8 protein-coding genes are annotated in these 13,979 nt (G+C 48.1%); 3 read left to right on the top strand and 5 right to left on the bottom strand.

The annotated features are described in order from the left end of the window. Positions 1–189: 189 nt before the first annotated feature. The 4 genes from uxuA to Q4526_RS10570 all read right to left on the bottom strand — a co-directional run bounded on the left by uxuA (position 190) and on the right by Q4526_RS10570 (position 6,014). Positions 190–1,371 (bottom strand): mannonate dehydratase, encoded by a 1,182-nt coding sequence (gene uxuA, locus Q4526_RS10585; protein WP_215977043.1) that lies wholly within the window; start codon positions 1,369–1,371, stop codon positions 190–192. A gap of 145 nt (positions 1,372–1,516) precedes the next feature. After that, positions 1,517–3,931 carry a glycoside hydrolase family 2 TIM barrel-domain containing protein gene (locus Q4526_RS10580; protein ID WP_303609617.1) on the bottom strand — a complete coding sequence of 805 codons (2,415 nt, stop codon included), beginning with the start codon at positions 3,929–3,931 and terminating at the stop codon, positions 1,517–1,519. Positions 3,932–3,976: 45 nt separating this feature from the next. Next, positions 3,977–4,753 carry a 2-dehydro-3-deoxy-D-gluconate 5-dehydrogenase KduD gene (gene kduD / locus Q4526_RS10575; RefSeq protein ID WP_303609616.1) on the bottom strand — a complete coding sequence of 259 codons (777 nt, stop codon included), beginning with the start codon at positions 4,751–4,753 and terminating at the stop codon, positions 3,977–3,979. 10 nt (positions 4,754–4,763) lie between these two features. Further along, positions 4,764–6,014, bottom strand: coding sequence for a glycoside hydrolase family 105 protein (locus tag Q4526_RS10570; protein ID WP_215977041.1), 1,251 nt, complete (start codon positions 6,012–6,014; stop codon positions 4,764–4,766). Positions 6,015–6,177: 163 nt separating this feature from the next. Between Q4526_RS10570 and Q4526_RS10565 the strand changes: the two genes are divergently transcribed. From Q4526_RS10565 to Q4526_RS10555, 3 genes are all read left to right on the top strand, one after another. Continuing rightward, the gene (locus Q4526_RS10565) at positions 6,178–7,386 is read left to right on the top strand and encodes a DUF4861 family protein (protein WP_215977040.1); all 1,209 of its coding nucleotides are present in this window, start codon (positions 6,178–6,180) and stop codon (positions 7,384–7,386) included. 11 nt (positions 7,387–7,397) lie between these two features. Next, on the top strand, positions 7,398–8,228 hold the full coding sequence (gene kduI, locus Q4526_RS10560; RefSeq protein WP_215977039.1) for a 5-dehydro-4-deoxy-D-glucuronate isomerase: 831 nt from the start codon (positions 7,398–7,400) through the stop codon (positions 8,226–8,228). 190 nt (positions 8,229–8,418) lie between these two features. Beyond that, positions 8,419–11,379: a TonB-dependent receptor gene (locus tag Q4526_RS10555; protein WP_215977038.1), complete on the top strand. Its 2,961-nt coding sequence runs from the start codon at positions 8,419–8,421 to the stop codon at positions 11,377–11,379. 1,301 nt (positions 11,380–12,680) lie between these two features. On the opposite strand, the gene Q4526_RS10550 is transcribed toward Q4526_RS10555, so the two are convergent. Continuing rightward, complete coding sequence (locus Q4526_RS10550; RefSeq protein ID WP_215977037.1) at positions 12,681–13,973, bottom strand: TRAP transporter large permease; 1,293 nt, start codon at positions 13,971–13,973, stop codon at positions 12,681–12,683. Between the last annotated feature and the right edge of the window lie 6 nt (positions 13,974–13,979).

Genomic DNA, 13,979 nt, shown 5'->3' with positions numbered 1-13,979 from the left:
TAGCGTAATGATTTCTATCGCTGCAACCCTGAACCTTCTGTACGCTAGTATCGTCCGGTATGGTCGCGAAAAATCACTCGGTATTAGTAGAATTCGGTAGTTAATTTAGGAGGCCGAAAAAACGCGTGGAATAAATAAAAAAAGACCGGCGGGATAAACCGCCGGCTGCACAAAGGTTGACAGGGAGGATTAATGACTCAATTGGGTTAAAGCGTGAATAACACCGCGCAACTCAGCCAGCCCGCGCATACGGCCACTGTACGAATAGCCCGGTTTAACACCTTCGGCTTTTTCTTCATCTGCCATTAAATGGCCGTGATCGGGGCGCATAGGAATGGAAGGCATACTTTCACCGGCTTGCTTACGGCGGCGCTCTTCTTGAAGTAGCGCATTGATCAGCCCTACCATATCGTTATCACCATCGAGATGATCAGACTCATAGAACGATCCATCCTCTTCACGCTTAACGTTGCGCAGATGAACGAAGTAGATGCGCGAGCCGAACTCTTCTGCCATGGCAACAAGGTCATTATCGCAGCGCGCGCCGTAAGAACCCGCACACAGGGTTAGACCATTGGCCGGACTGTCTACGGTAGTTAGAATCTTACGCGCGTCCTCGGCGGTTGACACCACACGAGGTAAACCGAACAGTGAAAATGGTGGATCATCGGGATGAATACACAACTTCACACCCGCTTGCTCGGCAACGGGAACAACTTCTTTGAGAAACTCCATTAGGTTATGACGCAAACCTTCAGTACCCAGCGCGATAAACTGCTCAATGGCAACTTTAATAGAGTCACGGGTGTAAGAACCCTCACCACCAGGCAAGCCGGCGATAATGTTTTTCTCAAGTAAGAGTTGCTCTTGCTCACTCATGGCTGCAAAACGAGTCTTTGCTTTATCCAGCACAGCCTGGGTGTAGTCGGATTCAGCCCCCTCGCGCTTTAGCAGGTATACGTCGTAGGCGGCAAAATCGGTAATTTCAAATCGCAGGGCCTGACTGCTGTTAGGCAAGCGATAACTGAGATTAGTTCGAGTCCAGTCAACCACCGGCATAAAGTTGTAGCACACGGCCGGAATACCCGCCTTGCCCACACTTTTGATAGATTCTTTGTAGTTCTCTATCAATTGCTGATAGTTGCCACTGCGGGTTTTAATGTCGTTATGCAGGGGAATACTCTCCACCACATTCCATTCCAGCCCCGCTGCCTTAATCTGCTCATTGCGAGCTTTCACTTCAGCTTCTGGCCAAACATCACCCGCCGGGATCTCATGCATGGAGGTGACGATATGAGTCGCCCCCGCCTGCTTAATCTTTTCCAGTGATATGGAATCACTCGGTCCAAACCATCTCCAAGACTCTTGCATCTGTACATTCCTAACTTATTTTGCAACGGTATTTCGATCAACCGCCCACATTGGCCTTACCATCTTACCACACCAATTTAATATATGCGATAACTAAGGAATACTGGCCCATCATGTTTACAAATTAATGTCAGTCAGCGGCGCCCTATCGGGCTGCCACCTCGACAAAAACACCTTTCACGTTTTGAGTTTTAACCTGTATCACCAGCGGGTGGTTAGCCTGGGGGGACACTTCGATGGAGGCATAGCCATCTGCCGCCTCTATTACGCTACTGCGCCCCGGAGAGCCGAACCCATCCACTAAAGCATCGTTAGAGCCCAAAGCAGAGAAATAAATACGATCCGAGTAATTGGTAAGTCGGCGTCCCTCAGCGTCTACGGCTGACACTTCAATCAAAGCGTTGCCGTTTTCCAGCATTTTCTGAGTGACTTCCAGTCGCTCAAATTTACCGGGCTCACCAACGTAATAAGTCACTTGAGTTTCATCACGCGCAACATTGTCACCATTGTTGCGACCAATAACACTGAGCTGGTTTTGCCCTTCTTTAAAGGGCACCTGCCACACTAAACCGGAGGCCGGAAACTGCCCCTGCTCACGTTTTCTTTCACCCAGCGACTCGCCATTTAAGAACAATTCCGCAGTGTCGGTGTTGCAATAAACATCAACCGAGCGACCCTCTGCGGGTCCATAGCGGTGAGTCCAGGTATGCGACTCGATATAACAAATGGGTTCAGCCGCCCAGTAGCTGGCGTAGACATAGTAAGCATCTTTACGCTTACCGCTGCGGTCAAACAACCCTTTTTGATTAACATAGGGAATTGGGTTTTCGGGGCGCAGTGGAGTACCAAAGTCCCGGATAGCCCACTGGGCGGTGCCCGTTAAGCCCGCCAATGATTCACTGACCATCAAATGCCAATCAAACAGGTCTACCATGTAGTTTTCGTTCCAATCCGAGGCTTTGGCCACACTCTTGACCACGGTTTGATTAACGGCCTCCTCGACAGAAACCTGCGCGCCGCGAATACCTTTGGCATCGATAGGTGTTTCGGTATGGCGCCCCACATGACTCGAACCGCCATACTCCATGTGAATCATATTGGGATATTTTTTCTGTGCGTTTTGCAAAGCTACTTCATACTGCCCATAGGCACCGCCATACCAACCCGCCCAGATAGAGGGCGAGAAAGAATCGACAATATCCGAACCTGGGTAATACTTACGAATACTGGTAAGGCGCGAACTGTCTTTGGCCTTAACAATATCGTTTAGCTTTTTCAGATAAGGCACCAAAATTTCATCGCGGCCCCCACCGGGAAAATCTTCTTCCCAATAAATCTCATTACCCAGCGACCAGAAGGCAATACTGGCGTGGTTAAAATTCTGGGCCAGTTGCTCGTGCAACAATTGCTCGGTATATTGCTCCCATTGCTTGCCGCCTTTACCACCACGGCACCAGGGAAGCTCATCCCAGAGAATAAGCCCAAGCTCATCGGCTGCGCGGTAAACCTCTGGGTCTTGCGGGTAGTGCCCCAAGCGCACAAGGTTGGCACCCATATTTTTAATAAGCTGCATGTCTTGGCGGTGTTGCTCATTGCTCATTGCAGCCCCAACACCGGCGATTTCTTCGTGGCGGTGAGTACCGCGCAGCAGCAAACGCTCGCCATTGACAAAGAACCCCTGACCCGGGATTTGTTCAAACCAACGATAGCCAAAAGCTGTTTCAGCCGTATCCAAAATTCCGTCACGCTTTTGCTCTAAAAGCTCGACCTTAATGGTGTAAAGGCTCGGCGATTCAGGAGACCAAAGCTTGGCATCAGCAATGCCATCCAAGGTGATTTTTTGCTGAGAAGGACCTTTGGCAACTACCACCTCCTGCTCAGAAGACTGAACCATTGCCCCTTCTGGGCTAATAAGGCTTGCCTTTAAACGCGCCTTAGTTTTCTTGGCGCTATCAAGAAATACAGTCAGTTCTGTTGTGTAGTCTTCTTTTTCAACTCCGGGAGCGCGCGCCTCAAATCGATCGATTAAGGTATCGTTCTTAAGCACCAGCCACACATCGCGCGTAATCCCGCCGTGGATAAAAAAATCTGATTTTTGCGAAGGAATAAGGTGCGGGTTGTACGCATTGGACACCCTGACTACCAACTCATTTTCGCCTCGGGTTTTAATCGCATCGGTCAACTCAACGTCAAAACCGATATAGCCACCAATGTGCGAGCCTACTTGCTCCCCGTTGAGATAAACATCGGTTTCCATATTGGAACCTTCAAAGTGTAAAAAGTAGCGATCGGCTTTTTTTACACTGAAGGTTTTTTTATACCAGCTAACCCCTCGACGATACCCCGGCACCTGGTCTACGGTATCTTTAGCGTTCCAGGTATGAGGGAGGTTAATGGCTTGCCAGTTTTCTGAAACTTCACTGGGTTTATCAACCCCCACTTCGGAATACTGCCAATCGCTGTTAAAAAGTAATCTATCGGCTTCGGCATAGCCTACCTGACTAATCAGCAGCGAACTTAAAACCGCGGCAAGTAAGGTCAGAATCTTTATATTTTTCATAATCAACACACAATGTTAGTTTAAATATCGAGGCACAATAAACGCTTAACGCGCCATCCAACCACCGTCTACCAGCAGTACATGACCGTTGACATAGTCAGATGCCTTACTGCTTAAATAAATCGCAGTACCGGCCAGGTCGTCGGGCACACCCCACCGAGCAGTTGGAATACGGGCACTAATGCTGGCTGAACGCTCGGAGTCTTTGCGTAAATTCTCTGTATTATCGGTTTCAAAATACCCGGGGGCGATTGCGTTCACCTGAATGTTATCTTTGGCCCACTCATTGGCCAGTGCTTTGGTCAGCTGTGCCACACCACCTTTACTCGCCGCGTAGGCAGGCACAGTAATACCCCCGGAAAAACTCAGTAAAGAGGCGATATTGATGATTTTCCCCGAGCCTTGGCTAAGCATTGACCGGCCCACTTCGCGGCACATCCGAAATACTCCGTTGAGATTGGTCTCGATCACATCGTCCCAATCCTCATCGGAAAATTCGTGAGCCGGAGCACGGTGAATGGTACCGGCGTTATTAATGAGAATATCAATACGACCAAACTCTTCGAGCACCTGTGCCACGGTCGAGCGAATAGAATCGGCCGAGCGTTGGTCGCACCCCAGTGCGCGAATTTCCAGCTTGTGCTGGGCAAACAAATCACAGGTTTTGTTCAAGCTTTCCGGACGCGACCCCAGCGCCACCACCTTGGCACCTGCTTGAGCCAACGCCAATGCCATGGCTTGACCCAAGCCCCGGCTAGCGCCGGTGACCAAGGCGACCTTTCCCTCAACGGAAAATAACTGTGAAATTATTGAATCGCTCATGCTGTTCCCCTTACTTCTCAAGCAACTGATAAACTTCGGCCGCGGCCAGTAGTAGTGCGCCGGTACCATACAACTGGGTATCCTCAGCCGTGGCACTCTCTGGCGCATAGCCCACCTGCTGAACAAAACCCAACTTGCCATTGGGCTGAACGGTACTCACTAACGATTTCCAGCCCTTTTCAACCGCTGGACGATATTCATCCGCAGGGAGTACATCGTTATTGATACCCCAGGCCAGCGCAAACACGATTAAACCGGTTGCGCTCGACTCGGGGTTCTGTGTATCGCTTATTTCCAGCAAGGAGGCGGGCCAACTACCATCGCTCTTTTGCGCCTTCAGCAAACTCTCGCTGATTTCTTTATACAGCTGGACGTACTTTTCCCGATCGCTAAAGTCTTGAGGAATATGAGGCAAAGTACGCGCTATACCTGCCAGTACCCACCCGTTACCACGGCCCCAGTAGATTGGCTTACCGTTATCGGCTTTACGGGTAAAATAGCGGCTGTCACGCAAGAACAGCTGATCTTCCTCGCTGTAGAGGTAATCAGTGGTCACCCAGAACTCGCGGTTCATAAACTCCAGGTACTTATCTTTACCGGTAATCTCGGCCAGTTGCGCCCATACCGGCGGCGCCATAAAAATAGCATCGGCCCAGCACCAGCGCACCGTACACCAGGGGTCTACATACTTACGGTTGGCACCGTGAATCACCTCTTTTTCGGGGTGTTCAAACGCCAAATCTCGGTCACTTTGATGCTCCAGAACCCAGTCGAACACCACTTCGATGTTCTCTTTCATCACCGGCTCTTGGTAAGTCTCGTAAAGATCCAGATAGACTTGACCAATGGCGTGATCATCCGCGTGATAACGTCGGGGCCCTAAACGCCACAAGTTGACCGCGGCAATATTACGCACCGCCTGCTCATAGGCAGGCTGGCCTGAAACCCGCGCCCAATCCAACAAGCCCGAGTGCAAAGGTGCGTACATCCAACCTTGAGGTAAACCACTCGCGCGCCCTTCGGGACGCATTTTGTTAGAACGGATGTCGTATTGATCCAGTTGCCAGTCAGCAACCTGATTGGCAATTTGGCTTACTGCGCTGCGGCTTAGCTCGGCACTCAAGGCAATATCAGTTGTACCGGGCTTTTTGTACTCCACCAACTCGGGCCAAGCCAGGCCCTGGCTCTGATCTATCTCGGCGGTCGCACAACCACAAGCAACCATACCTGCCAGCAGTGCAGAGAAGGGTTTCAGAAACATAGGAATCTCCAAATCATTATTGTATTTAAGCAAAAGCCAACTCAGTAAATAGGCAAACACTTAAACTTGCCAACTGGTAATGTGGTATTACCAATGATGTTATAGTATATTTCTCGTTAATTAAAGTCTAAGTTTTAACAAAACATTACCGGAGATCCAGCAAATGCTACGACTCACCACAGCCTCCATCGCCGCTGGCATAGCCCTACTAAGCGTTCCCTGCCTGGCCACACCCGCCACAGAAACCGTTTCATACTACTCCGTCGAAAACCCATTGTCGCAAGCACGCAAAGAGGTGATTAGCCTCCATCTCAACAGCCTGGCACCTAACCGGGATTCAGTTGTCATTATTAATGGCGAAGAAGCCCCCAGCCAGACGGCGGGTGACAAGCTGTTGGTACAGGTAAAATTACCTGCCGAAACAAAACAAACCCTGGCAGTACACCAATTAAACGATGGCTCCCTTCAGGTCGACTACCCCGCTCAAACCTACGCGGAACTAGCGGTAAGAGTCGGAGGCGAAACGGATAAAGAAGGTAACTACAGTGGCGGCCGCTATCACAACGCCCAAGCGATGCAACTGCCCGCCACTCACACCATAGGCAACAAGTTATTCAAATACGAAGGCTTTGGCTGGGAGTCAGAGCAGGTCGGTTATCGCTACTACTTTGATGAGCGCGGCGCCATCGACATCTTTGGCAAACAACAAAACGGACTTTCCCTAGCCCACACCGGGCTTGATGGCGGCGACTACCACAGCATGGCCGACTGGGGCATGGACATATTAAAAGTGGGACCATCTCTGGGGCTGGGCGCTGTAGGAGCTTGGCTCGATAACCGCTTGGTTAAACCCGAGCAAGTGGCCGACATGTCGGTAACCATAGCAACCGGCCCTCTGGAATCGAGCGCAACGGTTACTCACGGAGGTTGGAGCCCCGACTCGAGAACCGTCGACCTAACCACCCGCTACAGCATCCGCGCCAACTCATATCTGACCCGGGTAGACGCCCAGGCCGGGGACCTTGAGCAGCTGGCCACAGGTATTGTCGATCATGGTGTGCAAGTTCTCACTCACACACCCGATGACGGCAAATGGGGGTATCTAGCGACCTACGGCACCCAAAGCCTAAATGACGACAAACTAGGTATGGCGATATTTTTCCCGATAAACGCCTTTGACTCCTTCCAGCAAGACGAACACAACCAACTTGTTATTCTCAATAACAGCGCCGCGGGCGCCCACTATTATTTCGGTGCATTCTGGTCAGCGCACCCTCAAGGCCCGAAAACCATAGAGCAATTTAAAGTAGAGCTTGCAAACGAAATCGACAAGCTGAACAGCCCTATTCGCCTCAAACCCACCAACCCTTAAAAAGGTGAACCATGAAATTACGCTATACAGCCGACATTAATAGCTATAAACGCATGACCAATGCCGAACTTAAACAGGCATTTGTTATCGACGACCTATTTACGCCCGGCGAAACCGTTCTTACCTACACAGATGTGGACCGCGCCATCGTTGGCAGCGTAGTGCCACAGACCAAACCACTGGAGTTACCACAATCAAAAGAACTGGGGTCTGAGTATTTTTGCGAACGCCGCGAAATCGGGGTCATAAATATAGGTGGCGATGGCACCATCGAAGTGGACGGCAAGCGCTTTGAGATGACCTACAAAGACTCACTCTATATTGCTCGCGAAAGTAAAAATATACACTTTACCAGTGTCGACCCAGCGCAGCCTGCACAATACTATTTGGTCAGTTATCCGGCCCACCGCACCACGACGACCTGCCACGTGAGCAAGGCCAACGCCAAACACATCGAGCTTGGCAGCCCTGCTGAATCGAACGAACGCACAATCAACCAATCCATCCGCCCAGGTATTGTCGATAGCTGCCAACTGGTTATGGGGTTTACAGAGTTGGAGCCGGGCAGCGTCTGGAACACTAAACCGCCACACACTCATCGCCGCCGCAGCGAAATCTACATGTACTTTGAATACAACGATGAGAACCGTGTATTTCACTTTATGGGCGAGCCCAGCGAAACCCGCAGCTTGGTGCTCGCATCCGGCAACGCGGTCATTTCGCCCGCATGGTCTATTCACAGTGGTGCAGGCACCAGTAATTACACCTTCATCTGGGCTATGGGCGGTGAAAATCAAACGTTTGACGACATGGACCACATTCCCATCAGCGATATTTCATAGTCCATTACCAGGAGTCCATTACCAGGAGCCCCCTCCACGGGGGCCACACATCCGGCCTTACCACTTGACTACCTACCTGACTTCGCGTAGATTTTAGTATGCCCGCCAACTCTCTAGGGTTGAGCCAGACCCAAAAAGGACGGTTGGCGGGCAGCTGTGCTCCTCATAATAAATAAACGAAGGACTCATTATGAAAAACCGAACTATTCAACCACACCTGAAATATTTCAAAAAATCCATACTTGGTATCTCAATTGCTCTCGCCGCCTCTACTGCAGCCGCACAAGAACAGCAAGATTCGGCCACGCTGGAAGAAGTTGTAGTGACAGGCATTCGCGCCTCGCTGGCAAGTGCCCTCGAAGAAAAGCGCGAGTCAACTAAATTAGTAGAAGTGATCATCGCTGATGATATTGGTAAGTTGCCCGACCAAAACCTGGCCGAAGTAATGGAGAACATCACGGGTGTTCAAATTACTCGTACGGCGGGTGTGGGTACTGGTGTACAAATTCGTGGCACTAACGCTAACCGCGTAGAAATCAATGGCGTTGCCACCGTAGGTTCAGGTTCTGGCCGTAGCGGTATTGGTTTTGAAGATGTCAACCCAGCAATTATTGCCGCCGTTGAAGTAACTAAAGCACCAGATGCTAAAACTGTTGAAGGCTCTGTAGGTGGTACGGTTAACCTAAGAACTATTCGTCCATTAGACTTAAAAGAAACATTAGGCTCAATTAGACTTCAAGGCGAAGACAGTAGCTTAAGCACAGAAGGCATTCAACCTAGATTTTCAGGCGCTTATGGCGATAACTGGGAAACCAGTGCTGGCGATTTCGGTTTTGTAATCAGCGGTAGCTACACCGAGCAAGAAGCTTTGTCTTTCCGCCCTCGTGCTGATCGCGATGTTGTAGTTACTCAAGGTGACAATACTTTCAATGGCATTAACTTCTTGCTACAAGAGCAAGAAAATGACATCTACGAGACTGTTAACGTAGCATCAACTTTTGAGTGGGCGCCTAGCGACCAATTGAAATTCCATGCCGATGTTATCGTTAACGATCAAGAAAGAAGCCGTGACTCATACAAAATTGAAGGCTCAGGTGTTGGCTCAATAAGATCTATCTCCGTCCCAGACTCATACGAAACCGTTGACTTCGGCTACGGACTGGGCGAGTTCAAAATGGCTGAATCGGGGCGCTTGTCTCCGAACCTTGCTTTTGATGATGATGATCCAAACATGCGTGTGACTAGCGAGACAAACTCACGTGTCACAGACTCCACACTCTTTAGCATTGGTGGTGAGTGGCAAGGCGATAAGTTGACAGCAAGTTTTGAAATTGCTTCAGCAGCCTCTGACACGAGCACACCCAAGCTAAACACAACAATGAACTTCATTAACCCTCAAACTCCTCTTGATGGGGGCGGAGATACACCGACAGCATCAACTGGCAACGATAACGCTGTGCCATATATTTATGATCTGTCTGGTGGTGCCTTAGCATTTGGTATCGACTTTGAAAATGAATACGCACCAACCGTTGCGGATTTACTTTCAGTTGATAATTATGTACTTCGCGCACTCGATGTGAGCCGTGACACACAAGAAAATAGCGATGACCAAGTCCGTGTAGACTTCTCTTATGCTTTTGATCAGTTTGGTATTACATCCATTGATGCGGGCTTACGCTTCAATAGCACTTCTGCTGAATCAGTAACCATTAACGATAAGCTTGGCAACTTCAGTAAATTAGGTGACTCACCAAGAGCTTCTCTATTCTCTGACCTTGTTGTTCCTGGCCCGTCTAACTATGGCGATACGGGTGATCGTGACCTATTTGTTGGCGACTTCTTAATGATTGACGCTGACAAAGCCTTCTCTGACCCCGATGGAACAATCGAAACCTTTGAGGCTGCTTTTGCCGCTAACCGAGCGATTTTCCCTGAAGGTACTGGCGCTACTGCTCTAGAGCTAGAAGAAGATTTAAACGCTTACTACTTAGTTGATGAAGAAACAACCGCACTCTACGCACAAGCCAACTTTGAGTATGGCATACTGAGTGGTAACCTAGGTGTTCGTTATGTAGAGTCTGAAATTGACTCGGTGGCTTATGGCACTGAAGTAAATGGAGTTCGATCTTTAGAAACTACCAGTGGCAGCTACGACTTTCTCTTACCTCGTTTGAACTTAACTGCTCAAGTAACCGAAGATTTAGTAATTCGTGCAGGCTATGGTTCAGACATAAGACGCCCTGATTTTAACGATTTAAATGAAGGTTTCTCTTATAGCCAATCTGAGAATGATGTAATAGAACTGGGCAATTCAAACCTTGAGCCAGAAGAAGTAGACTCATTAGATCTTTCTATTGAATGGTACTTTGCACCTTCTGCGGTAGCGTCTGTTGCCTTCTTCAAAAAAGACCGTAGTAATATTATTACGACAATCTTTAACGGCGCCCCATTGTCTGAAAGCACTACGACAGTTGGTGGTCTCGAGCGTTCAACTGATCCATCGTGTCCAGGCGGTGGCTTGTGGAACCCAACAGTTATACCCAATACTTTAGGTGACCCTAATACGGTAGGTTTGTGTGTTGACTCTAGTCAAAGAGGTAACGATTCTGCGACAACGACTCAAAAAGGTATTGAGATGCAGGTTCAGTATGACCTTGCAGAGTTCGAAAATTCTCTAGGCTGGGCATCAGGCTTTGGTTTCTTAGCCAATTACACCATCCAAGAGTTTTCAGGTGGTTCGCAAATTGATACTACATCCGGTCGCGGCAATACTGTTCTAGGCGACTTCTCAATACCTCAGGGATTACTAGAGTTCTCTGAAAATGCTTATAACATTACGGCGTATTACGAGAAGTACGGCCTTTCTGCCAGAATGCGTTACACCTGGCGTGAAGCATACCGTTCACAAGACTTCGCGGGCGGTGCAGGTGTTGCTAGCACCTATAGCTTCCCTGTTGTAAATCACGACAGAGGCCAGTTAAATGCTAGCGTTAGTTATGATGTTACCGATCAACTAAACATTGGTGTTGAAGCGGTTAACCTTACCGAAGAAGGTATTCTTCAAACTTGTGTCTCCGAAACTGGACCTGTATGTTTTTCAGGCTATCCAGATCGCAGAATTACATTTGGTGCGAGCTACCGTTTCTAAGCTAGCTTACTGGAACAGAAGTTCAGGGCCTGCCCTGCTACTGTCTTAGAGCATGACAGTCATGAGACCAGCCTCACTTGGGGCTGGTCTTTTTGTTTGGGTAACAAGATTGAGCTTAGGCTCTAGAACCTCTTTTAGTTATATTCTCTCAAACGAATTGACCTGTAGCACTTCTAACAGACGCCGAACTAACAAACCCGTATTAAGCTGTAGTGTGACAATACGGCCAGCAAGTCTCTAGTTTCTTATACACCCATTAACATCTTATATAGGCACATTTCGTACTCAAGCAGAGAACAGCATTATTACGCTCAAATCGGATCTGTATAGTGTGATCCAGAACGATCCAATTAGACGCTGCATGTTCATTAGGATCTAATGCCAACCCAAGGCAGTAGCAAACCCGTGCTTGCCGTTTGAGTGGCCTCAAAATGGCAAAACTGCTTTGAGAACGGCACCTCAAGGTACAAATAAGTTTTATTCTCGAGCTCTTTAACCCACACCTCACGATTAACCATTTCCATGCTTTTTGGTATTACCACTTGACAGCAATACCCATCAGGCGTAGTCTAAAGATGTTAATTTAAAGGTTTATTAGCAATCGGCTATTGCGAATAGTTTATTCCTGAAACAAGTCGCTGCTTCGTCTTGACACTATAAGTGTTGAACATATTCCTTTAATTACGCTCGCTCTCACTGTCGCTACATGCGACTCTCTCTCTTGGCCGGCGATAACGCCGGCTTTTTTTCCGCAAGTTTTGCGTGGCTAGCGCTGAAAATGATCCCATCAAGTAACCCTCCCAGCTTGATAAGCTAGGTTGACGCTGCAGCAAAGCCCTACATCACATTATTGATCATGTCCTAGGTTTCAAAGCGCTGGAGCTTGAAAAAAGAGAGCCCAAAAGCGTCAATGAAATGGTGGGACTAGCGTCAGCTTTTATTGCCCCATTGGTACTCGATCACAACCAAAGAAATGATTCGATATATTGATCGGTATAAAACAGAGTTTAGCGTCGAGACATTGGCAAATGTATTAAAGTTAGCACCAGCAAGCCACCACCATAAACATAAACAAGTAAACGCGATCCAGATAGAGTCTGGAATAGAGACAGGGCCGGACGATCTCTTGACGTTTAAAATCCCTTAGTCTGGAAAGACTAACGTCTGTACTAGAACATTCTTAATATCTTAAATCAACATCTGAGAAATAAGGTTAAGGTGGATGGGAATATTAAGCTAGCCTCCTGTTATTAATGACAAGGAGGCCGTTACATCAGTTCAAACTGAGATGAATTAATAATTTACAACAATACCGAGGGAAGCCAAGTAGACAAAGATGGCAGACAAATAATAATCAATAACGCTATAAACATAGCAAGGTACAGCGGTAACAACGGGGGTATAACACGTGCGAGAGAGGTCTTACCAATACTGCAGCCGACAAATAGCACACTCCCAACCGGCGGGGTACACAACCCAATGGAAAGGTTAAGGATCATAATAATACCAAAATGGATCGGGGATATACCTAAGGCCTCAACCACTGGAAGGAATATGGGTGTAAAAATGAGTACAGCTGGTGTCATATCCAAAAAGGTACCGACCAACAGCAAAAGAACATTAATCATCAGCAGAATAACAATCGGGTTGCTACTAAAGCCCAGAAAAAAATCACTGATTGATTGCGGAATATTCTCATAGGATAAAACCCACGACATCGCAGAAGAGGCCGCAATCAGCAACATTACAATTGCAGTGGTACAAACTGATTTATTGATAACCTGAGTAAGCTCTTCGAACTTTACTTCTTTATAAACAAAAGTTGCCAAAACAAACGAATAAAGAACCGCAATGGCACCTGCTTCGGTCGGTGTAAAATAACCTGAGACAATACCGCCAATAACCAGAAAAACCAAAAACAGGCTGGGCAAGGCATCGAGGGTTTTTTTAGCTATTTGCCCGGTATTTTTATCTGTTTGTACTCCATAGCCTTTCATCTTAGCATAAATTCCGCTGGCAGCCATAAGACATAAAGCAACAAGAATACCTGGCAAATAACCTGCTAAAAATAGTGCGGCTATAGAAACCCCGCCACTGGCTAAAGAGTAGACAATAAGAATATTGCTGGGGGGAATCAGCATGCCTGTCGTCGAGGCGGTTACAGTCACAGCTGTCGAAAATTCACGGCTGTAGCCATCTTTTTCCATTTCAGGAATAACAAAGCCACCAATTGCCGATGTTGCAGCCACCGCTGAGCCGGATATCGCCCCAAACAAAGTGCATGAGAGAATATTAACAAAAGCCAACCCGCCCGGTAATCGAACAACCAGAATCTTGGCGAACTCAATTAACCTGTGGGCGATGCCCCCCTGCCCCATTAAAAATCCAGACAAAATGAAAAAGGGAATAGCGAGCAAGGCAAAACTATCCACACCGGCAGACATACGCTGCGCCATGGTGGTCGTAGTGGAGGCAAAATCAAGGCTGAAAAGCAATGAAAAGAATCCAGACAACGCGATGGACACGCCTACAGGAACATTTAACAGCAATAACGCGATAAAGCTGGCGACAAGAATTACAATTGAAATATCCATAGGAAT

Source organism: Gilvimarinus sp. 2_MG-2023 (assembly GCF_030547685.1).
GTDB lineage: Bacteria > Pseudomonadota > Gammaproteobacteria > Pseudomonadales > Cellvibrionaceae > Gilvimarinus.
This window is presented reverse-complemented; position numbering and strand designations above follow the sequence as displayed.

Excerpts from the sequence above, each read along its gene's own strand:
- kduD (WP_303609616.1), bottom strand. The coding sequence starts at position 4,753 with ATGAGCGATTCAATAATTTCACAGTTATTTTCCGTTGAGGGAAAGGTC.
- Q4526_RS10580 (WP_303609617.1), bottom strand. The coding sequence starts at position 3,931 with ATGAAAAATATAAAGATTCTGACCTTACTTGCCGCGGTTTTAAGTTCG.
- Q4526_RS10570 (WP_215977041.1), bottom strand. The coding sequence starts at position 6,014 with ATGTTTCTGAAACCCTTCTCTGCACTGCTGGCAGGTATGGTTGCTTGT.
- Q4526_RS10550 (WP_215977037.1), bottom strand. The coding sequence starts at position 13,973 with ATGGATATTTCAATTGTAATTCTTGTCGCCAGCTTTATCGCGTTATTG.
- uxuA (WP_215977043.1), bottom strand. The coding sequence starts at position 1,371 with ATGCAAGAGTCTTGGAGATGGTTTGGACCGAGTGATTCCATATCACTG.
- Q4526_RS10565 (WP_215977040.1), top strand. The coding sequence starts at position 6,178 with ATGCTACGACTCACCACAGCCTCCATCGCCGCTGGCATAGCCCTACTA.
- kduI (WP_215977039.1), top strand. The coding sequence starts at position 7,398 with ATGAAATTACGCTATACAGCCGACATTAATAGCTATAAACGCATGACC.
- Q4526_RS10555 (WP_215977038.1), top strand. The coding sequence starts at position 8,419 with ATGAAAAACCGAACTATTCAACCACACCTGAAATATTTCAAAAAATCC.